This is a genomic window from Kribbella sp. NPDC051620 (assembly GCF_044453825.1).
GTDB lineage: Bacteria > Actinomycetota > Actinomycetes > Propionibacteriales > Kribbellaceae > Kribbella.
In genome coordinates, this window is the sequence record NZ_JBITDB010000001.1 from 1424655 (window position 1) to 1445502 (window position 20848).

General features: G+C 68.2%; 16 protein-coding genes. 13 read left to right on the plus strand and 3 right to left on the minus strand.

The window, feature by feature from the left end:
- The first annotated feature begins 395 nt into the window (after positions 1-395).
- The gene (lnt, locus tag ACIA12_RS06265; protein WP_396365725.1) at positions 396-1961 is read left to right on the plus strand and encodes an apolipoprotein N-acyltransferase; all 1566 of its coding nucleotides are present in this window, start codon (positions 396-398) and stop codon (positions 1959-1961) included.
- 22 nt (positions 1962-1983) lie between these two features.
- Positions 1984-2502 carry an FxsA family protein gene (locus ACIA12_RS06270; RefSeq protein WP_396365726.1) on the plus strand — a complete coding sequence of 173 codons (519 nt, stop codon included), beginning with the start codon at positions 1984-1986 and terminating at the stop codon, positions 2500-2502.
- A 1-nt stretch (position 2503) separates the two neighbouring features.
- On the opposite strand, the gene ACIA12_RS06275 is transcribed toward ACIA12_RS06270, so the two are convergent.
- Positions 2504-3817, minus strand: coding sequence for an MFS transporter (locus tag ACIA12_RS06275; protein WP_396365727.1), 1314 nt, complete (start codon positions 3815-3817; stop codon positions 2504-2506).
- 232 nt (positions 3818-4049) lie between these two features.
- On the opposite strand from ACIA12_RS06275, the gene ACIA12_RS06280 reads away from it, so the two are divergent.
- A complete protein-coding gene (locus ACIA12_RS06280; RefSeq protein ID WP_396365728.1) occupies positions 4050-5312 on the plus strand; it encodes a cytochrome P450 in 1263 nt (420 codons plus the stop codon).
- A gap of 38 nt (positions 5313-5350) precedes the next feature.
- Here the strand turns inward: ACIA12_RS06280 and ACIA12_RS06285 are convergent, their stop codons facing one another.
- A complete protein-coding gene (locus tag ACIA12_RS06285) occupies positions 5351-9286 on the minus strand; it encodes a family 78 glycoside hydrolase catalytic domain (protein ID WP_396365729.1) in 3936 nt (1311 codons plus the stop codon).
- A gap of 162 nt (positions 9287-9448) precedes the next feature.
- A complete protein-coding gene (locus ACIA12_RS06290; RefSeq protein ID WP_328323489.1) occupies positions 9449-9835 on the minus strand; it encodes an RNA polymerase-binding protein RbpA in 387 nt (128 codons plus the stop codon).
- Positions 9836-10071: 236 nt separating this feature from the next.
- Between ACIA12_RS06290 and ACIA12_RS06295 the strand changes: the two genes are divergently transcribed.
- The 10 genes from ACIA12_RS06295 to ACIA12_RS06340 all read left to right on the plus strand — a co-directional run bounded on the left by ACIA12_RS06295 (position 10072) and on the right by ACIA12_RS06340 (position 20842).
- Complete coding sequence (locus tag ACIA12_RS06295) at positions 10072-11469, plus strand: efflux RND transporter periplasmic adaptor subunit (RefSeq protein WP_396365730.1); 1398 nt, start codon at positions 10072-10074, stop codon at positions 11467-11469.
- Positions 11459-12151 (plus strand): ABC transporter ATP-binding protein, encoded by a 693-nt coding sequence (locus ACIA12_RS06300; protein WP_396365731.1) that lies wholly within the window; start codon positions 11459-11461, stop codon positions 12149-12151. Before ACIA12_RS06295 ends, ACIA12_RS06300 begins: the two co-directional genes overlap by 11 nt.
- A complete protein-coding gene (locus tag ACIA12_RS06305; protein ID WP_396365732.1) occupies positions 12151-13383 on the plus strand; it encodes an ABC transporter permease in 1233 nt (410 codons plus the stop codon). Before ACIA12_RS06300 ends, ACIA12_RS06305 begins: the two co-directional genes overlap by 1 nt.
- 12 nt (positions 13384-13395) lie before the next feature.
- A complete protein-coding gene (locus ACIA12_RS06310) occupies positions 13396-13938 on the plus strand; it encodes a hypothetical protein (protein WP_396365733.1) in 543 nt (180 codons plus the stop codon).
- A gap of 218 nt (positions 13939-14156) precedes the next feature.
- Positions 14157-15482 carry an ABC transporter substrate-binding protein gene (locus tag ACIA12_RS06315; RefSeq protein WP_396365734.1) on the plus strand — a complete coding sequence of 442 codons (1326 nt, stop codon included), beginning with the start codon at positions 14157-14159 and terminating at the stop codon, positions 15480-15482.
- Positions 15479-16414 (plus strand): carbohydrate ABC transporter permease, encoded by a 936-nt coding sequence (locus tag ACIA12_RS06320; RefSeq protein ID WP_396365735.1) that lies wholly within the window; start codon positions 15479-15481, stop codon positions 16412-16414. Before ACIA12_RS06315 ends, ACIA12_RS06320 begins: the two co-directional genes overlap by 4 nt.
- On the plus strand, positions 16411-17277 hold the full coding sequence (locus ACIA12_RS06325) for a carbohydrate ABC transporter permease (RefSeq protein WP_396365736.1): 867 nt from the start codon (positions 16411-16413) through the stop codon (positions 17275-17277). Before ACIA12_RS06320 ends, ACIA12_RS06325 begins: the two co-directional genes overlap by 4 nt.
- Before the next feature lie 6 nt (positions 17278-17283).
- A complete protein-coding gene (locus ACIA12_RS06330) occupies positions 17284-18567 on the plus strand; it encodes an alpha-L-fucosidase (protein WP_396365737.1) in 1284 nt (427 codons plus the stop codon).
- The gene (locus tag ACIA12_RS06335) at positions 18564-19994 is read left to right on the plus strand and encodes a polysaccharide lyase 6 family protein (RefSeq protein ID WP_396365738.1); all 1431 of its coding nucleotides are present in this window, start codon (positions 18564-18566) and stop codon (positions 19992-19994) included. Before ACIA12_RS06330 ends, ACIA12_RS06335 begins: the two co-directional genes overlap by 4 nt.
- A complete protein-coding gene (locus ACIA12_RS06340; protein ID WP_396365739.1) occupies positions 19994-20842 on the plus strand; it encodes an AraC family transcriptional regulator in 849 nt (282 codons plus the stop codon). The genes ACIA12_RS06335 and ACIA12_RS06340 overlap by 1 nt, the downstream gene beginning before the upstream one ends.
- Positions 20843-20848 lie beyond the last annotated feature (6 nt).

Below are 20848 nucleotides of genomic sequence, written 5' to 3' on the forward strand. Positions count from 1 at the left end.
TGTTACAACGACTTCAAGTCAGCACCGGAAAGGTTGACAGGGCGGCGGCGAACGAGCATCGTTTTGGGAGTCGTCACCACCCGTTTCATCAACGGTTCAAAGAAGTTCGGCCACCGGATGATCCCGCGACGCTGACCAGGCCAGTGCCAGGCTTGAGTCGACGGGGGCTGAGATCGCCGGTGGTTAGCCCCCCGCGGGGCAGAGGTGGAAGAGGCTCGGCGCCCAGTAGACAACAACCGGGCGGCTCGCATCCAGCGGGCCGGCGTTTGGTCCGAAGGGCGCCGAGCCTCTTTCCTTTTGCCCGCCTGTCGCCGACCGGATATATCCGCGCCCACCGCACGTTGTACGGTCGTCCGACCGGTGGCAACCGGGTGGTGAGGCGAAGGGGCGTGGCTGTGGAGCGGTTGAAGGCGCTGGTGCGCATCTTGCCGAGGGTGGCCGTGGCGGTCGGCGCGGGCGCGCTGCTCGGACTGGCCTATCAGCCGCACGACCATCCGTGGCTGGCGATCGCCGCCGTACCGCTGCTGCTCGCGATGCTGAACGGCGTCTCGATGAAGGGCGGCTTCCTGGTCGGGGCCGGCTTCGGCATCACGTACTACGCCGTACTGGTGCCGTGGCTGACCGTGATCGGTGGCGACGCCGCGATCGCGCTCGCCATCCTCGAAGGGCTCTTCTACGGAGTCTTCGGGGCACTGGCCAGCCAGACGTTGAAGCACAAACTGTGGATGCTCTGGGTGCCGTGCCTGTGGGTGGCCACCGAGTACGCGACCGGCTCCGTCCCCTTCGGCGGCTTCCCGTGGGGCCGGCTGGCCTGGGCCTTCGCCGACTCCCCGCTGGGCAAGCTCGCCTCCCTGGTCGGGATCGCCGGCCTGAGCTTCGTCCTCGCCCTGCTCGGCGTTCTCGTGTACGCCGTACTGCGCCGCCGCAGCGCCCTGAGCCTGCGCGCGGTCAGCCTCGTCGCCGGGATCGCGATCGTCGGTCTCAGTTCGCTCGTCACGCTCTCGACCGAGGGCAACGGCAAGACGGTGACCGCGGCGATGATCCAGGGCAACGTGCCGGGCAAGGGCCTGGAGTTCCTGGGCCGGGCTCGGACCGTCACCAAGAACCACATGAACGCGACCCTCGACCTGGAGAAGCAGATCGAGGCCGGCTCGCAGGTCAAGCCCGACCTGGTCATCTGGCCGGAGAACTCGACCGACATCGATCCGTACAAGGACTTCGAGACCAAGCAGGACATCGAGGCGGCCGTGCAGGCGGTCAAGGTGCCGATCCTGGTCGGCGCGGTGACCGAAGGGCCCGGGCCGAACGAGCGCCAGACCACCGGCATCGTCTGGGACCCAGCGACCGGCCCCGGCCAGCGGTACGCGAAGCGCCACCCGGTGCCGTTCGGTGAATACATCCCGTTCCGCGACCAGTTGCTGCCCTACATCAAGCGGCTCGAGATGATCGGCCGGCAGACCATCCCCGGCGTCGGTCCCGGGCTGATGCCGATCAAGGGCGTCATGTACGGCGACCTGATCTGCTTCGAGCTCGCCTACGACAACGTGGTCTCCGACGTCGCCAAGGGTGGCGCGCAGATCCTGATCGTGCAGACCAACAACGCGACCTACGGCGACACCGGGCAGCCGGAGCAGCAGTTCGCGATCACCCGGATGCGCGCGATCGAGACCGGCCGGACCGTGCTGATCGCCTCGACCAGCGGCATCTCGGGCGTGATCAACCCCGACGGCAAAGTCGAGCACAAGTCGGGCCAGTTCGTCCCGGACGTGTACGTCGCGAAGGTCCCGGTCCGCGATCAGAAGACGCTCGCCACGACACTGGGCGGCTGGCCGCAGTGGATCTTGACCGGCCTGGGCATCCTTGGAGCAGTACTGGCGTTGCTGGCCCGGCGCAAGCCACGCACCGAGGACCCCGGCAACCCGCCCGCAGCGACCCCCGACCGTGCAAAGGTTCCAGTCTAGGAATCATGAAGAAGGTGTGAGTATGCCCTGGTTCGTCGCAGTCGCGTTGCTGGTCGTTCCGGTGGCCGAGATCTACGTGATCATCCAGGTCGGTCAGGCGATCGGCGGCTGGCCCACGATCGCGCTGCTGCTGTTCGAGAGCGCGCTCGGCGCCTGGCTGATCAAGCGGGAGGGCCGGCGGGCCTGGAAGGCCCTGCAGCAGGCCACCGAGACGGCGCGGATGCCCACCCGAGAGCTTGCCGACGCGGCGCTCGTCCTGGTCGGTGGCACGCTGCTGCTGACGCCGGGCTTCATCACCGACATCTTCGGGTTCTTCTTCGTTCTGCCGTTCACCCGGCCGTTGGCGCGCAAGGTGCTGGCGGGGTTCCTGAGCCGCCGGGTTGCCGCCCAGTTGGGCGGCAACCCGATCACCGGCTTCATGCCCGGTACCTTCCGGCCGCCCACCGCGGAGGACGCCGACCGGGCCCACCGTCAGCGGGAGGCCCGCGACGACGTAGTACAGGGTGAGGTCATCGACCCCGAAGCGCCCAAGGACAAGTAGCTCAGTCGGCGGGGTCGACCGCCACGCCGGTCGGTGACTCGACCACCGAGTCGGGCGTCGGGGCCGGGTCGGCCCCTGGCGTGAGAACGCGCCGGATGCCGATCGCGCCGATCACCGTGGCGACCACCTCGATCAGCGTCATCCAGATCCAGACCCGCTGGCCGATGTGCTCGAACAGCAGCACGCCGAGCACCGGGCCGACGGTCGCGCCGAGACCGAACATGGTCTGCATCGCCCCGATGTACCGGCCGCGCAGATGCGGTGGCGCGATCATCCCCGGATAGGCGAACATCGTCGGCACTCCGACGATCTCCGACAGCGTCCAGAACAGCGTGCCCAGGATCAGGAACACCGGCAGCATGTCGATCGCGTACATCGCATAGCCCAGCGCCACCAGGGTGAAGCCGGTCAGCTGCACCACCCGGATCGGCCAGCCCTGGACGAACTTGGTGGCGATCATCTGGCAGGTCGCGCAGATGATCGCGTTCATCGTGATCAGCGCGCCGTACCACCAGATGCTCTGCCCGGCCGCCTTGATCGCGAGCGGCAGGGCGGCCGTGTACTGGACGTAGACGACTGCCTGGAGGAAGAAGGCGACCATGAACAGCGAGTACCGGTAGTCGCGGAGGACGTCGATGTAGCGACCGCGGATCGGCGGATCGGCCGCCTCGGCCGTCTCCTTGGCAGCCGCTGCCGCCGCGCTGCGATCCGGTTTGGGCAGCGCGACCAGCGCGATCACACCGAAGGCGAGGACGGCCAGCGCCTCGGCCCAGAAGAGCAGGTTGTACGAGATCTCGGCCAGCGCGACGCCGATCAGCGGCGCGACTGTGGTGCCCAGGTTCACGCACAGCATGTACATCGCGGTGACCATCACCAGCTTGTCCGGCGGGGTCAGCTGGGTGATCATCGACTGCGCCGCCGGCCGGTAGAACTGCCCGACCGCGCTGACCAGCAGGACGGCCAGCAGGATCAGCGGGTAGTACTTGATGTAGATCAGCGACGCGATCAAGACGGCGGATCCCATCATCGAGATCACCGTCGCCGAGCGCGGGCTGAGCCGGTCGCTGAGCCAGCCGCCGATCGCGGTGCCGAGCACCGCGCCCGCGCCGTAGACGCCGAGCGCCCAGCCGGCCTGGCTGCCCGAGAACCCGCGATGGGTCAGGAACAGGACCAGGAAGATCTGCAGGAACGAGGCGAGCTTGCTGACGAACACACCGGCCAGCAGCGCCTTGGCCTCGCGTGGAGTCTGCTGCCAGGTCTCGAACACCCCCGGTCGGGCCTTCGTCCCCACGTCGTCTGCTGTCTCACCGCTCATCGGCGATTCACCTTTCTGTTCCCCCACACCCAGCGACTGGCGCTGCTCTGGTTACTGAGGGCGCGACCAGGCTCCGCTGATACAGATCCGGCGTACTGCCCGGACAGACACAGCGGACGGCACGCGTGGGCGTGTATCAGAACTGGCCGGTCTCGCGCCTCTTCCAGTCTGAAGGCGTTGCGGAGCGGGGGTGCCTGGAGCCCGCGCGTCCACCTAGGAGGGGAACCCGGACATGCCAGATGAGGTAACTCAAACGATTGAAGAGCTGGGCGAGGATTTTGTCCAGCGGCAGGCGCACTATCTGCGCCGGTTCCGCGGCGAGGGCCCGGTGCACGAGGTGATCTTCCCGCACGGCGCGAAGGTCTGGCTGGTGACGCGGTACGCGGACTGCAAGATGCTGGCGCTGGACCCGCGGGTCGGCAAGGACGGCCGCCGGCTGAACGAGATGTACGCCAAGCACTCGACGTTGAGTTCGCCGATGCACTCGACCAGGGAGGAGGACGAGGAGGCCGAGCCCGGCTTCGACGACGAACTGGCCGCGCACGTCCTGAACAGCGACCCGCCCAACCACACCCGGCTGCGCAAGCTGGCCATCAAGGCGGTGACGCCGGCCCGCCAGGAGGCGTTGCGTCCCAAGGTCGAGCTGGCCGTCGAACGGCTGCTGGACAAGCTCGAGGCGGCGCCGGTCGTCGATCTGCTGGCCGAGTTCGCGTGGCCGTTGCCGCTGGGCACGATCTGCGACCTGTTCGCCATGCCGGAGGAGGACCGGGAGAACTTCCGCAAGTGGTCGGGCACGCTGACCGGTGCCGGTCAGGACCCCGAAGAGGTCGCGTCGGCGTCGAAGAACATGACCGAGTACGCGAACGCGCTGATCGACGCGCGCCGGGCCGATCCGGGCGACGACATGATCAGCGAGATGCTGACGATGGACATCGACGGCGATCAGCTGACCCAGAGCGAGATGGTCGGGATGATCTTCATCGTCGTGACCGCCGGCCATGTCACCACGGTCCACTCGATCGGCAACGGCGTCTTCAACCTGCTCACCCACCCCGAGGAGCTGGCCAAGCTGCGGGCCGATCCGTCGCTGATCCCGGCGGCGGTCGACGAGCTGATGCGCTACGACCCGGCCGCCTCGGTCGGCACCTTCCGGTTCACCAAGGCCGAGATCGAGGTCGGCGGCGTGGTGATCCCGAAGGACCAGATCCTGGCGCTGTCCTGGGGATCGGCGAACCGGGACGAGACCAAGTTCGAGGACCCGGACCGGCTCGACGTCACCCGCTGCCCGCAGGGCACCTTCTCCTTCGGGCACGGCGTACACTACTGCATCGGCATTCCGATGGCCAAGATGCAGATCGAGATCGCGCTGGACCGGTTGCTCGCCCGCTACCCGCACCTGCGGCTCGCAGTACCGGCCGACGACGTGCGGTGGACCAGCAGCGCGCTGCTGCACGGTCTGGCCGGACTGCCTGTCTCAGTACTCCCACCCGAGTGACCTGTGGACGGGGCCGGCGGTGCCGGCCCCGTCTACTACTAGGGCGTGAGTTCGGCGATCCGGCTGAAGGAGGCCTGAGCACCGGTGACCTGGACGCGCACCTTGGTGGTGCTGACGGGCGCGGTGAACGGGATCCAGCGGGAGACCGCCGTGTTCCCGGTGATGGTTGCCTGGGTCAACCATTGCGTGCCGTCCCAGGTCTGGACGGCGAAGTCGGTCAGAACGCCGTCGGGATGCGACGTCAGCCCCACGCCCCGCACTTCCACCGCGGTCGGTGAGCTGACCGTGAGGCTGTCGGGGTAGGCGTTCGCGGTGTCGTCGTTCCAGAACGTCGCCGGATCGCCGTCGAGCGCGTTGGCCGCCAGGTAGGTGCGCGTCATGCCGCCTACCTCGTTCGGGGCATGCTCACTCGACGCGGCCGCCGCCGTGCCGGCTGGCCAACTCCCGAACACCAGTACTTCGACAGTGGCCGTGACCCGAGTGCCGTCGGGAGCCGTGACCGTCACCGTCACCGGATACTGCCCACCTCGAACGCCAGCCGGTACGGCGAAGTGCAGCGTCGCAAGAGTGGCCGTCTGGGCGGGTGTCAGGGGAATCGCCGGTGCCTGGACAGTCCAGCCCGCCGGCGCGTCGGTGGTGATTCGTGCCGTACCGCCGCTGGTCGAACGCCCTTCGACGAGCAGGTTGACGTCGCCGCTCTGCCCGGCGACGATCGGCGCCGGGTTCCCGCCGGAGGTGATCGTGAGGGCGGTGATCGGCGTACCCGGCGCTGTCACGGTGAACGTGTAGTCGCCTGAGCCCGCGGTGAGGCGCAGCGACTTCTCGGTGGCGGAGCCAACGGTCAGTCCGGCGACCTGGCCGGCCGGATGTCCAGCCGACCAGAGAGTCTGATCGCCTTCGCGGACTGTCGAGGAAGAGCCGCCGAGCAGTGGCAGCTCGATCGTCGCCGTGCTGCCTACGGGGACGACGGCGTGGTACGTGAGGTTGCTGCCCGAGCGTTGCCAGGAGCTCTCCACCAGTCCACGGACGGTCTGCTGTGAAGAGGTCACGTGGGTGAGGTCACCGACCACGCTCGGCGCGAGGGTGAACGAGCGCCAGCCCGGTGTGCCGGGCTGGATGCCCGCCAGTTGCTCGTAGTACCACTGGCCGATCGAGCCGGCGAGGCCGATGTGGTCCTTGGACGAGGTGCCGTTGGGAGCCGACGAGTTCACCCAGCTCTCCCAGATGGTGCCGGGACCGTTCTTCAGCATGTAGCCGAAGCTCGGGAAGTCGACGCGCTCGGAGATGGCCAGCGCGACATCGTTGCGGTCGTATTTGCCGAGCGCCTGGTACACGTACTTCGTGCCGACGAAGCCGGTGGTCACGTGGTTGCCGTGGCCGGCCAGATCCGCGACCAGGCGGTCCAGCACTGCTTGCTCATGCCCGGCCGGGACGATCCCGAGGGCCAGTGGCATCGCGTAGGCCAGTTGGGTGTTCGGGGCGTACTTGTTCGTCGCAGCATCGAAGTACTCGGCGGTGAAGCTGGCCTGGATCGCCTCGGCCAGCTGCCGGTACTTCGCCGCGTCGGCCGAGTTGCCCAGGACCTCGGCGGTGTCGCGGAGGATGCGGCTGTCGATCATGTAGAAGAGCGTCTGGAAGTAGACGTGCTGGGTGCTCACCGTCGACAGCCAGTCGTCGCCCCACGAGCCGGGAGCGTTCGTGACGATGTGCCGGTCGTTGCTGATGGTGGCGAGATAGTCGACCCAGCCCTTGAGATGGGCGTAGTTGTCCCGGAGCACACTCGTATCGCCGTACTGCGTGTAGCTGTCCCAGACGACCTGCGGGTACGCCGTGCCCCACGCCGGGTCGGTGAAGAACCGGCCGGGCCCCTCGCCCTGATCGGGCGACACCGACGGCACGCTGCCATCGGGATTGATGCTCGTCCGGATGTCGCCGGACCACTTGGCGTAGAACGACTGCAGGTCGAGGTTCGCCATCGCCTCGGCGTCGCTGTCACCGGCGTCGCCCAGCCAGCCGCGCTTCTCACGGGTCGGGCAGTCGAGCGGCATGCCCTGGAGGTTGTTGAGCTGGGTCCGGACCAGGGCGTTCTGGATCTGGTTGAGCAGCGGGTTCGACGTGCTGAACGAGCCGGTCGTGGCGACGTCGTTGTGGATGACCTGGGCGAGAACGTCGGCCTTGGTGCCGGCTGGGAGGCCGGACACTTCGGCGTACCGGAAGCCGGCGTAGTTGAACCGGGGCATCCAGGTCTGGCTGCCGGAGCCGTCGAAGGTGTAGTCGTCGACCTGGCGGCCGGTGTCGGTGGGGTAGAAGCTGATGTTGGCCGTGCTCACCCGGCCGCTCGCGTCGAGCAGTTCGCCCTTGGTGATGGTGACCTTGGTACCGGCCGGGGCGTCGGCGCGCAGCGTCACCTGACCCGAGTAGTTCTGGCCGAAGTCGTAGACCTGTACTCCCGTGGCCGGTGTGGTGATCTTCTTCGGACCGACGGTGGTGATGATCCGGGTCGGGGGAGTGGTGTCGGCCTCGAGCCCGGCCAGCGCCCACGACAGCTCGGGGTGTGGTCCGAAGACACTGAGCTCAGCCAGCCGGAAGGTGCAACTCGTGTCGCGGCACGCCAGCTTGGTCGCCGTGACGCGCAGATAGCGCCCGGTGGCCGTCGTGCTGAGGGAGACCGGAGCAGTACCGGGGTTCGGCTGGTCGGAATCGGTGCGGTCGGCAACAGTCGTCGCCGTGGCGAAGGCCGGGTCGTCGCTGACCTCGACCTTGTACCGGACCGGGAAGCCTGCGCCGGGGAAGTCACCGGCGGGGTCGTTGGTCGGCCTCGCCGGATACAGCGTGACACCGGCGATCGGCTGGCTGCTGCCAAGATCCACCTGCACCGATTTGGCCGTGTCCGCGCTGGTCGCGATGGCCGAGTGGAAGCCTTCGCTCCCGGCGACGGAGGTGGTGATGCCGTCCACAAGGTTCGTCCGGGACCAGCCGCAGCACGCGGTCTCGTCCGACGCGGTCACCGGCTGGTGCAAGGCGAGACTGACCGGGCCGGAGATCGGCGAGTACACCGGCACGAGAGCCCACGAACTGTCGTCGTACGCCGCGCTGTCCCAGCCCTTGGGGAGCTTGCGGTTGTCCCAGCTCTCGCCGAAGTAGAAGTCGTCCCGGGTGACCGGCCCGGCGGCAGTGCGCCAAGCCGCATCGCCGGCGATCGTCGTCCGGGTGCCGTCGGTGAAGGTCACCGAGAGCTGGGCGACGAAGGCCGGCTGACCCGGGTGCTGACCGTTGCCCAGCATGACGGCCAGCGCGTTGCGACCTTGGTGAAGGTGATTGGTGACGTCGAAGGCGCGGTACGCGACCCGCTTCGCGTAGTCGGTGACGGAGGAGTCGAGCAGTTGCTTCGGCTCGACCAGGGATCCGTTGAGGTGTGGCTCGACGAGTCCCTGCGCACCGACGTACAGGCGTGCGCGGGCGATCGGCTTGGCCAGCTCGAAGGACCGGCGGAGCAGTGAGCCGGAGGGCGCCTTGAGCCAGGAGCCGGTCCAGTCGCGCACCGTCATCGGGCCGACGTCGAAGCGGCTGGCACCTGACCAGGGGGAGGCCTGGCCGTTCCGGTTCCAGGTGCGCACTACCCACTCGTACGTGTGGTCTGCCTTGAGCGCGGGGCCGGCGTAGAGGACACCGGTCGATTCGGCGGAGTCGACTTGTCCCGAGTCCCAGATCAGCGGCCGGTCGCTGCCACGGTCACTTGGTACGTCGGACAGCCTCACTTGGTACGCGGTCTGAGCCTGCCCTCGACCAGAGTCGTTGACCACCCAGGACAGCGTCGGGTGCTCGGCGTCGACGAGCGCGTCGGCCGTCTGCCCTGCCACTCGCAATGCCGTGGGCGGCGATGCCGTGGCGAGAGTCTCCGCGGTGGCCGGAACCGCCAACCCGAACGTCAACAGAGCCCACGTGCACACCGTGGCGATGACCTTGGCAACCATGTGAGTCCTCCGTCAACGAGTCGCATGAATCGTTTCAGAAGGTAGAGGGCCACTCTCTGCGGCAACAAGACGTCGCGGCGGACTGGCCGAATGCGGCCAACCGGGCCGGACACACCGAACGGGCCGTCACCACAGTGGTGACGGCCCGTTCTGGAGTTTGTTTCAGGCGCTGCGCTTGCCGGTCGCACGAGGGGCGCGGTGCAGGTGCGCCGGGCCGATCTCGCCGGACCGGAGCAACGCCACGCGCTCGGCGAGCAGCTCCTCCAATTCGGAGATGCTGCGACGCTCGCGCAGCATGTCCCAGTGCGTCCGGGCCGGCTTCTCCTGCTTCGGCTCCGGCTTCTCACCGGTCGAGCGGGCGGCCTCGCTGCCGCAGTGCGGGCACTCCCAGATCGCCGGCACCTCGGCGTCGTGCGCCATGGTTACCTCGACCACGTGCCCGCGGGGGCAGTCGTAAGTGATCATCTGACGCGGCGCGAACTCGACGCCGCGGTCATCCTCGAAGCTGACCCCACCCAGCCCCGAACCACGCAGAACGCGATTAGACATGTCAAACCTCCGAGATTCGTCATCCGAGACAACGGTCGGCCGACCCGGATCATTCCCATTTTGGCATGCCCGAGCTCCAGGTACGCACCTGACAGCACCGTCATCACGCCCTGTCATCAGGTGTTCACAAATCACTGTGTGTCGCAGACCACAGTGCCCGTGCCGCCTGATCTTCACAGCCAGTTGCCAGGAAGGCCCGATCCATTCCTCAGTAACGAGCCCTAGCGTCTGCGTCCGTGACCAAAGTCAGTCTCCTCCCACGGCACAAACTCCGTGGGCTCAGCATGCTGAACGTTGCCCTGGTGGCCATCGTTCTGGCTGTTGCAACAGCCGCCTATCTGCTTTTCTTCCGCGGCGAGTCGGAAGCGGCCGGTACCACCCGGCCGACGGTGACCGTCGCCCGCGGCGACGTGACCGCGGGGGTGAGTTCGAGCGGGACCCTGCAGAGTTCGCAGACGGCGTCCCCGCAGTTCGCGACGTCGGGCACGGTGACGGCCGTCCTGGTGAAGGTGGGCCAGGTGGTGGCCAAGGGCGCGGCGATCGCGCGGATCGATCCGGCGGCCGCGGAGCGCGAAGTGCGGATCGCCGAGCAGAACCAGATCGCGGCGGCGAACTCCGTGACCGCGGCCCAGGAGAGCCTGGACGACGCGGAGGACGCGAAGGAAGCGGCTGACGAGGCAGCGGCCGAGCCGACCCCCACGCCGACCCCTGGGCAGCAGACGCAGACCCAGACGCAGAGCCAAGGGCAGAGTCCTGAGGTCGCCGTCTCCAACGCCGAGGCGAGCCTGGCCCGCGCGAAGGCGGACAAGGAACAGGCCGACCAGAACCTCGAGGCCGCCCAGTCCGACGTCACCAACACCACGTTGAAGGCGCCGATCGCGGGCACCATCACCGCGATCAACGGCTCCGTCGGCTCTGTCGCGGGTGGCTCGAGCGGGTCGGGTTCTACGGGTTCGACAGGTACCGGTACGACTGGGCAGGGCTCGACTGGTGGCGGTTCGAGCGCCACGACGAGCAGCGCGGCCGGTACCGGCTTCGTGGACATCGCCGACCTCAAGACGCTGCAGGTGGTCGCGTCCTTCCCCGAGGCGGACGCGGTCAAGATCAAGGCCAAGCAGGCTGCCACGGTCACCCTCAACGCCGAGCCGGGCAGCACGCTCACGGCGACGCTGACCTCGGTCTCGCCGACTCCCACGACGACGAACGGCGTGGTCTCGTACTCGGCGACGTTCACGCTGGCCAAGGTGCCGGCGTCGGCGCGGATCGGGCAGACCGCGAACGTGACCGTGCAGACGGCGAAGGCGACCAACGTCCTCTACGTGCCGACGACCTCGATCGTGACGAACGGGACCACGCACACGGTGACGATGGCCAACGGATCCGGCAGCCGCGAGGTGCAGATCGGCGTCCAGGGCGGAAGCTTCACGCAGATCACCTCGGGGCTCGACGAAGGCGACTCGATCGAGCTGATCCAGGGCGCGATCGGTGCGACTGGGACCGGGCAGGGGCAGGGACGGAATGGAGCCGGCGGCACGGGACAGTTCCCTGGCGGTGGTACCGGGCAGTTCCCAGGTGGCGGTAGCGGGCAGTTCCCAGGCGCAGGTACTGGTGCGGGGGCGAATCGTGGCCGCTGATGGCCTGATCGAGATCCGGGGCGTCACCAAGACCTACGGCATGGGGGAGACCGCCGTGCACGCGCTGCGCGGGGTGTCGCTGCGGGTGGATGCCGGCGAGTACGTCGCGGTGATGGGCTCGTCCGGGTCCGGAAAGTCGACCTTGATGAACATCCTCGGCTGCCTCGACGTACCGAGCCGGGGCGAGTACTGGCTGGACGGGACCGAGGTGGCCCGGCTGTCGGAGGACCAGCAGGCGCTCGTTCGTGGACGCAAGATCGGGTTCATCTTCCAGTCGTTCAACCTGATCCCGCGGACCTCGGCGCTGGCGAACGTGGAGCTGCCGCTGACCTACGCGCACCTGAAGAAGGCCGAGCGGCGCCGGCGTGCGCGGCGGGCGCTGGAGCTGGTCGGGCTGTCGGATCGCGAGGACCATCGGCCGAACCAGCTGTCCGGTGGTCAGCAGCAGCGGGTGGCGATCGCGCGGGCGCTGGCGACCGGGCCGCGGATCCTGCTCGCCGACGAGCCGACCGGCAACCTGGACGCACAGTCGACAGACGAAGTACTGGGTATGTTCGACGAGCTGAACGCCGAGGGCCGGACCGTCGTGGTGATTACCCACGAGGACGAGGTGGCGCGGCGGGCTCGGCGGCTGATCCGGGTCGCGGACGGGCGGATCGTCGCCGATGAGGTGACCGGCTGATGTCACCTCGCGACCTGCTCGGGGCCGCCCTGCGCGGTCTCGGCGCGAACAAACTCCGCTCGCTGCTCACCGTGCTCGGTGTGGCCATCGGCGTCGGTGCCGTCATCGTGCTGGTTGCTGTCGGCAACGGCTCGGGGAAGGCGGTGCAGAACCGGCTCGAAGCGCTGGGTACCAACCTGTTGACCGTGTCGACGACCGGGGGAGGTGGTGGCTTCGCACGTGGGCAGGCCGGCCCGTCGGCGCAGCAGTACAGCCTGACCATGGCCGATGCCGACGCGCTGTCCGATGACCGGCTCGCTCCCGACGTGGCAGCCGTCGCGCCGGTGATGACGGCTTCCGGTGGGACGGCGACCAACGGCGATGTCAGCTACTCCGTCAGCCAGTTGATCGGTACGACCCCGGAGTACCTGCCGGCGACGAACACACCGGTCGGGGTCGGCCGGGCGTTCACCAAGCAGGACGTGGACAGCTCGCAGCGGGTCGTGCTGCTCGGACAGACGGCAGCGACCGAGTTGTTCGGCCGGGCCAACTCGGCGGTCGGGCAGACGATCGAACTCGGCGCGGTCGAGTTCGACGTACTGGGCGTGCTGGCGGCCAAGGACGCGGCCGGGTTCACCGATCCGAACGCGACCGTGATCGTGCCGATCAGCACGCTGCGCGAGACGCAGGCCGGGTACGGCCCGCTGTCGCAGATCGTCGTCCAGGCGACCAGCAAGGAACGGGTCGACACCGCGCAGGCCGAGGTCACCCAGTTGCTGACCGCGCGGCATCAGGTGCCGGCCACGACGACCTCGCCGTTCCGGATCCAGAACTCCGCGCAGATCCTGCAGACCAGCCAGGACACGGCCGCGACGTTCACCGCGCTGCTGGCGACGGTGGCAGCGATCAGCTTGATCGTCGGCGGGATCGGCGTCACCAACATCATGCTCGTCACCGTCACGGAGCGGACTCGCGAGATCGGCATCCGCAAGGCGCTCGGCGCCCGGCGGCGGACGATCCTCGGCCAGTTCCTGATCGAGGCGACGCTGCTCAGCCTGATCGGCGGTGCGGTCGGCGTGGTCGCCGCGCTGATCGTCAGCCGGTTCCAGTTGGCCGGCGTACAGCCCGTGCTGGTGCCATCTTCGATCGCTCTCGCCTTCGGCGTCTCCGCTGCCGTCGGCCTGTTCTTCGGCAGCATGCCCGCCCATCGGGCTGCCGGTCTCCGTCCCATCGATGCACTCCGCCACGAGTAAGAAGGACCAGCCATGAGCACGCAGCACCCCGATGACGAGTTCGCGCAGATCGGTACCGACGAAGAGGTCGGCGAAGCGCTGAAACCGAAGAAGACGCTGAACTTGCCGGCGGCAACGGCCGTGCTGGCCGGCGTGGTCGTCCTGGCGATCGGCCTGGCCGGGGGCGCCGGACTGCACGCCGCCTTCGCCAAGGACACGAAGCCGGCCGCGGCCGGTCCGGGTGGTGGGCGTGGTGCCGGCGGCTATGGCGGCTTCCGTGGTGGTGGCCAAGGGCAACTACCTGGTGGCGGCCAGGGGAGTGCCGCGATCGGTACGGTGGTGTCGGCCTCCAGTTCCCAGCTGGTCGTGAAGACGCAGAACGGCGACGTCACGGTCAAGCTCACCGGCGACACCGCGATCACCACGACCACGCAGGGTTCGGCCGCCGACCTCAAGGCCGGTCAGCAGGTCATCGTCAGCGGTGAGACGGCGGACGGCACCCTCACCGCCCGCACCGTCCGCGAAGGCGAAACCGGCTTCGGCCGCAACCCCAACACCACCCCCTCAAGCCGCTAGCCGAACGCGCGGGCGCCGCCCCCACCCCACCAGCGCAATGGCGCTGGCGCCGTCCTCGACGCGCCAACCGAGGCGGTGCCGGCGCCGCACCCGGTGGTCGCGCTCTCACCGGCGGCGGGGGCTCGGATCATTGACGGGCTGGCTTGGAAAGCGCTATCTTCCGACGAAATGAGGCGCAAAAAGTACAAATCGCCTCTTCGTCGACAGGAGAAGACGGCATGGGCAAGGCGTTGACATGGGTTGCTCTGGGGTTGGGAGCGGTGCTGGCCGTCGGTGGTTGCGGCACCAGCGGGGCGGCTGAGGTGAAGCAGGATCCGAATGCCGCGCTGGAGCTGTGGACGCGGACGACGCCGGGCGGGGATGGCGAGAAGGGGATGAAGAAGATCGCCGCCGCGTTCGAGGCGAAGACCGGGCGCAAGGTGACGGTGACCGCGATCTTCGACGACTTCGAGACGAAGCTGTCGCAGCGGGCCGCGCAGAAGGACCTGCCGGACATCGTCATGAACGACTCCTCCCAGCTCGGCACGATGGTCAGCCAGGGGATCGTCCGCGAGGTCGACCTGAGCAAGGTGCCGGGGACCGACCAGCTGCTCGCCTCGGCGCTGGCGTCCGCGACGGCCGGCGACGGCAAGGTCTACGGCGTCCCGTACTCCGCGCAGGCGAGCGCCCTGCTGATCCGCAAGGACTGGCGGGCCAAGACCGGGCTGCCCGTGCCGAAGACCTTGGACCAGTTCACCGCCCTGGCGAAGGCGTTCACCACGCAGGACCCGGACGGCAACGGCAAGAACGACACGTACGGGCTGGCCGTTCCCGGGTCCACCAAGCGTGGGTACGCGTCCTGGTACTTCTCCAACTTCCTCTGGGGCGCCGGTGGCGACTTCATCGTGAAGCAGGCCGACGGGCACTACAAACCGGCGATGTCGACGCCGGAGTCGACCGCCGCGGTGAAGTGGTTCCGCGACCTCGCGTGCACCGACCGGGTCATCCAGCCGGGCGCGGCGACGATGGACACGCCTCCGACCAACGAGACGTTCGAGGCCGGCAAGACCGGCATGTACGTCGTCGGGCCGTACCTGATGCCGCGCTTCGACAAATCGCTCGGCAAGGACAAGTACGAGGTCGTACCGGTTCCCAAGGGCGCGAAGGACTCGACCGTGCTCGCCGAGGGCGGCAGCGTCTACCTGATGGCCGGCTCGGCCAACCAGGCTGCGCAGGACGCGTTCGCCTCCTACGTGATCTCCGCCGAGGGGCAGAAGGTCGGCATGCAGGGCGAGAAGGCCTTCAACGTGCAACTGCCGGTCAACAAGAGCGTCGACGTCACCACGGTCCGCAGTGACCCGCGCTGGAAGGTGTACGCCGACGTCTACCGCGACCACGCCCGGTACGCGCCGTCGATCCCGAACTGGACCCCGATCCGGCAGGACTCGGCCGACACCATCAACGCCCTGATCGCCGACTGCGGCCTGAACCTCGAGACCGAGATGTCCACCCTCGACGGCAAGCTCGCCGCGGCCCTCAGCAAGCAAGGCATCGCGGCATCGTGAGCGTGCAGGAAGCCGCTCCACCGAGAGCAGCACCCCGGCCGCACAAACAGACCACCAGGCCCCGCAGAAGAGGCGGCCAGTGGTGGATCCCGTGGCTGTTCCTCGCCCCGGCGCTGATCCTCTTCCTGTACTTCAAGTTCATCCCGATGGCGCAGGCCGTCTCGATGTCGGTGCAGGAGGTCCGGCCGTACCTTGGCAACACCTGGGCCGGGACGGCGAACTACAGCGAGATCCTGTCGTCGGACAGCTTCCACTCGGCGATCGGCAACACGGTCGTGCTGGCGATCGGCCAGACGTTCGGTTCGATGGTGCTCGGTTTCGGGCTGGCCCTGCTGGTGGAGGGCCAGACCCGCAAGCTCACCTTCATCCGGTCGGCGGCGTTTCTGCCGGTCGTCGTGCCGATCGCCGTGGTCGCCGAGCTCTGGCGGATCATGTACCACCCGACGAGTGACGGCCTGCTCAACCAGCTGCTCGGCCTGATCGGGCTGGGTCCGTCCGGGTTCATCAACGACCCGGACACCTCGCTCGCCTCCATCGCGGTCACGGGGATCTGGCGTGGCGCGCCGTACGACATGATGATCTTCCTGGCCGGGCTGGCGGGGATCGACCGCGGCCTGTACGAGGCTGCGACGGTTGATGGTGCGTCGACGAGGCAGCGGATCCTGCATGTCACGCTGCCCGGTCTGCGGCCGGTGTTCGCGATCCTGTTCGTACTCGCGGCGGTCCGTGGGTTCCGCAGTTTCACCGAGGTCTTCCTGCTGACCAACGGCGGCCCGAACGGCTCGACCGAGGTCGTGATGACGCTGATCTACAAGCTGGGGCTGGAACAGAACCGGCTCGGTGTGGGCTCGGCCGGCGCCGTGCTGCTGTTCATCGCCACGCTCGTGCTGACCGTGTGCGTGCAACTGCTCCGGAGAAGGAGAACCGCATGAGCGCCGCCACCGAGACCGCCCTCGGCCTGACCGAGCAGAAGGGTCCTGTTGCTCGCGCGATCAAGTTCGTCGTCTACACGGGACTGTTCGTGGTCTTCGCCGGGCCGTTGCTCGCGCTGCTGGTCAGCTCGTTCAACCACGTCTCCGACCCGACCCAGCTGAGCATCCTGCCGAAGAGCCCGACGCTGGACAACTTCCGGGTCGCGTTCGACCACGGCGTGCTGCGCTATCTGGCGAACTCGTTCTTCGTCGTCGGCTTCGGGCTGCTGCTGCAGGTCGCGGTCTCCGTTCTTGCGGGCTACGCCCTGGCCCGCAAGAGGTTCCGCTTCATGACGCTGGTGATGGTCGCGATCCTGGCCACCATGATGCTGCCCGAGGAGATCCTCGCGCTGCCGCTGACGCTCGTGCTGGCCGATCTGCCGCTCGTGCATCTCAACCTGATGGGCACGCTCGCCGGGATGATCGTGCCGCTCGGCGCGTGGGCGTTCTCGATCCTGGTGATGACCGAGTTCATGAAGGACGTGCCGCGTGAGCTGGAGGAGGCGGCCCGGATCGACGGGGCCGGCGAGTTCCGGATCTTCGCCCAGATCATCCTGCCGCTGTGCAAGCCGGCGCTGGGCGTGATCGGGGTGTTCGGCTTCACGATGATCTGGGACCAGTACCTGCTGCCGTTGCTGGTGGCAACCAACTCGAACGCCTACACCCTTCCGCTCGCGCTGCGGACGCTCCGGATCGACCCGGTCGTCACGCCCGGCGTGGTGATGGCGGCGTCCTTGCTCGCGCTGCTTCCATCGGTGACGGTGTTCCTCTTCTTCCAGCGCTCCTTCGCCCGCGGCCTGACCGCCGGCGCCCTGAAAGGCTGATGCCCGATGTCCAAGGCGTGGTTCCGGCACGACCGGTTCGGCATGTTCATCCACTGGGGCCTGTACGCGCTGCCGGCCCGGCACGAGTGGGTCAAGAACCGCGAGCGGATGACGGATGCGCAGTACGACCGGTACTTCGAACGCTTCGACCCCGACCTGTACGACCCGCGCGAGTGGGCGAGGTCGGCCCGACGCGCGGGGATGCGGTACGTCGTGCTGACGACGAAGCACCACGACGGGTTCTGTCTGTGGGACAGCGCGTTGACGGAGTACAAGGTCACGAACACCCCGTACGGCCGGGACCTTCTCCAGCCGTTCGTCGACGCGTGCCGGGCCGAGGGGCTCAAGGTCGGCTTCTACCACTCGCTGATCGACTGGCATCACCCGTCGTTCCCGATCGACGGGGTGCACCCGCAGCGCGATGACGAGGACGCGAAGCGGCAGCCTCGCGACATCGCGGAGTACCGGAAGTACCTGCACGGTCAGGTCAGGGAACTGCTGACCGACTTCGGGCAGATCGACTATCTCTTCTTCGACTTCTCGTACGCCGGCCGCTCGGACCTGTGGTGGGGCGGCAAGGGCGCGGCGGACTGGGGCTCCGAGGAGCTGCTCACGATGGTTCGCGAGTTGCAGCCGGACATCCTGGTCAACGACCGGACCGGGCTGCCTGGTGACTTCGTGACGCCGGAGCAATACCAGCCGGCCGGACCGATGGAGGGGCCGGACGGGCCGATCGCCTGGGAGGCGTGCCAGACCCTCAATGGGAGCTGGGGTTACGACCGGGACAACTTCGACTACAAGAGTCCCGATCTGCTCGTCCGGATGCTGATCGACGGCGTCTCGAAGGACGGTAACCTGTTGCTCAACGTCGGCCCGACCGGCCGCGGGCTGATCGATCCGATCGCCGAGGGAACACTCGCCGCGATCGGCGACTGGATGCGGTTGCACGAGCGGTCGATCCGCGGCGCGGGGGCTTCGCAGTTCGTCGCTCCGCCCGATGCCCGCTACACCCAGAACGGCGAGCGGCTCTACCTGCACCTGTTCAGCTGGCCCTTCAAGCACGTGCACCTGCCTGACCTGGCCGGCCGGGTCGCCTACGCGCAACTGCTCTCGGACGCCTCGGAGATCCACCTGATCGAGCCCGACCCGAGTCGCGTCGCGGAGAACACCCAGCCCGGCGCCCAGCCGCCCGGGACGCTGACTCTCGAACTTCCGGTACGCCGCCCCGAGGTCGCAGTACCGGTCATCGAACTGTTCCTCTCACCAACCGCCTCTGGGGAGAACCCATGAACCGCCGTACCTTTCTCGCCGCCGGCACAGCCGCCGGATTGGCAGGTGTCGCCATGACCGCCACGTTGCCCGCCGCCGCCGATCGCCGCGATCGCCGGTACGTCCGGACGCTCGACGAATTGCGCCGTGCGCTCGCCACCGCCGTACCGGGCACGGTCATCACCGTTGCCGACGGCCACTATCCCGTACCGGCCGGGGCGCCGATCGCGATTACCGGCAAGCGCGGCGCGCCCGAACGGCCGATCACCATCAGGGCCGAGTCGCCGGGCGGGGTGGTGCTGACCGGCGAGCAGAGTTTCGTGCTGACCGGGTCGTCGGACATCACGCTCAGCGGGTTCGGGTTCCGGCAGAGCACGACGCTGGACCTCCCGCCGGACTGCCGTCGGATCCGGCTCACCCGCAACGACTTCCAGCTGGCCGACATCGAGGGCCTGCACTGGGTGATGGTCCGCGCCGACCACTCGACGATCGACCACAACGCGTTCCACGGCAAGACGACGCTGGGCATCTTCCTCGGCGTCGAGGGCGCCGGGACCGACGAGATGGCGACCGGGGTGCACATCTGTCGCAACCACTTCAGCGACCACAGCTTCCCCGGCGACAACGGCGGCGAGCCGATCCGGCTCGGGGTCAGCCCGCGGGCGTTGTCGAAGGCCGGCGCGCTGGTCGAGTTCAACCTGTTCGAGCGCGCCAACGGCGACCCGGAGGCGATCTCGGTGAAGTCGACCGGCAACATCATCCGGCACAACACGATCCGCGACAGCCTCGGCGGGATCGTGCTGCGGCACGGCAACGCGAACTGGGTCGAGGGCAACTACCTGCTGGCGGGCAGGAACGGGATCAGGATCTACGGCAACGACCACTACGTCGTGAACAACTATCTCGAGCGGATCGCCGGCTCGGGCATCGTGCTCGGCAGCGGCAGCGTGCGCGACCACCTGCCGGGCGAGACGCCGCAGTCCCGGCGCGGCAACGACGCGCCGGACAATGTGCTGATCGCGCTGAACACCGTCCTGGACAGCACGACCGCGATCAGTGGCGAGAGCCACCGGACGCTGCCGCCGCTCGGTTGCATCATCACCGACAATCTCCTGGTGGCTGACAACGGGCAACACGTGAACATGCCCTTCCAGGAGGGCATCAGCTGGGCGGGCAACCTGCACTGGGGCGCGGCGACGGACGGGAACGCTCCGGCGGGCAGCTTCTTCCGGGCGGATCCGAAGCTGGCGGCGGGAGTGGACGGGATTCGCCGGCTCACCGCGGGCAGCCCGGCGATCAACGCCGCCAGCCGGCGGTACCGCGATGTCGACTTCGACCTGGACGGCGACCGGCGTACCGGCCGGGTCGATGTCGGGGCAGACGAGTACTCGCGGCGGCGTCCGGTACTGCGCCCGCTGACCGCCGCCGAGGTCGGGCCGCTCGCGTGATGAAGACCCAAGTCAGCACCCGGCGGGAGGACGAGTTGATCCGGACGCATCTGGACCGGCTCCGGCTGGATCTCGTCGTCGCCGCGAGGATCACCAAGGTGCACCGCGAATGGTCACGCCCGTTGCAGCCCGATCCGTTCTCGCGGCTGTACCTGATCCTCGAAGGCGAGGGCCGGCTGGTCGTGGGGGAGCAGGAGCTGTACCCGAAGCCGGGGGAGCTCTGCTATCTGCCGGCCGACGTACCGGTCTCGTACGAGACGATCAGCGACGACGTCTTCCGCAAGCACTGGCTGCACTTCTCCGCGCTGATCGGCGACCGGGACATCGGTGAGCTGCTGTCCTTGCCTTACATCGTGCCGAGCAAGGCGCCGGAAGAGGCGGCGGTGCTGTTCGAGCAGGTCGGCGCGGCCGACCGTGATCCGCCGAGTCTGGCGACGCCGTTGCGGTTGCGGTCCGCGTTGACCGCGCTGTTCGCGCACTACCTGGACAGCGCGCCGGCCGGGTCGGTGCGGCTGGCGCAGCAGCAGACCGAGGAGACCAGCGTCGTCCAGTACATCCAGCAGAACCTGGGCACCGCGTTGTCGGTCGAGGAGCTGGCCGCGCACTTCGGGCAGGACCTGGCGACGTTCGTCCGGCGCTTCCGCACGGAGTTCGGGTTGTCGCCGAAGCAGTACATCAAACGGGTTCGGATCGAGTGGGCGCAACGCGAGCTCGCCTCGACGACCCGGCCGATGGAGGAGATCGCGGCCGAGGTCGGGATGGACCAGTCGTACTTCTCCAAGGTGTTCCGTCAAGTCAGCTCGGTGACGCCGAGCGAGTACCGCAAGCTGTACCGCCCCAACGGTTGAGGAGAC

What these genes read in the sequence shown, in the direction of transcription:
- ACIA12_RS06325 (WP_396365736.1), top strand. Translation starts at nt 16,411, where the DNA reads ATGAGCGCCGCCACCGAGACCGCCCTCGGCCTGACCGAGCAGAAGGGT.
- ACIA12_RS06335 (WP_396365738.1), top strand. Translation starts at nt 18,564, where the DNA reads ATGAACCGCCGTACCTTTCTCGCCGCCGGCACAGCCGCCGGATTGGCA.
- ACIA12_RS06270 (WP_396365726.1), top strand. Translation starts at nt 1,984, where the DNA reads ATGCCCTGGTTCGTCGCAGTCGCGTTGCTGGTCGTTCCGGTGGCCGAG.
- ACIA12_RS06330 (WP_396365737.1), top strand. Translation starts at nt 17,284, where the DNA reads ATGTCCAAGGCGTGGTTCCGGCACGACCGGTTCGGCATGTTCATCCAC.
- ACIA12_RS06305 (WP_396365732.1), top strand. Translation starts at nt 12,151, where the DNA reads ATGTCACCTCGCGACCTGCTCGGGGCCGCCCTGCGCGGTCTCGGCGCG.
- ACIA12_RS06290 (WP_328323489.1), bottom strand. Translation starts at nt 9,835, where the DNA reads ATGTCTAATCGCGTTCTGCGTGGTTCGGGGCTGGGTGGGGTCAGCTTC.
- ACIA12_RS06280 (WP_396365728.1), top strand. Translation starts at nt 4,050, where the DNA reads ATGCCAGATGAGGTAACTCAAACGATTGAAGAGCTGGGCGAGGATTTT.
- ACIA12_RS06315 (WP_396365734.1), top strand. Translation starts at nt 14,157, where the DNA reads ATGGGCAAGGCGTTGACATGGGTTGCTCTGGGGTTGGGAGCGGTGCTG.
- ACIA12_RS06285 (WP_396365729.1), bottom strand. Translation starts at nt 9,286, where the DNA reads ATGGTTGCCAAGGTCATCGCCACGGTGTGCACGTGGGCTCTGTTGACG.
- ACIA12_RS06275 (WP_396365727.1), bottom strand. Translation starts at nt 3,817, where the DNA reads ATGAGCGGTGAGACAGCAGACGACGTGGGGACGAAGGCCCGACCGGGG.
- ACIA12_RS06340 (WP_396365739.1), top strand. Translation starts at nt 19,994, where the DNA reads ATGAAGACCCAAGTCAGCACCCGGCGGGAGGACGAGTTGATCCGGACG.
- ACIA12_RS06310 (WP_396365733.1), top strand. Translation starts at nt 13,396, where the DNA reads ATGAGCACGCAGCACCCCGATGACGAGTTCGCGCAGATCGGTACCGAC.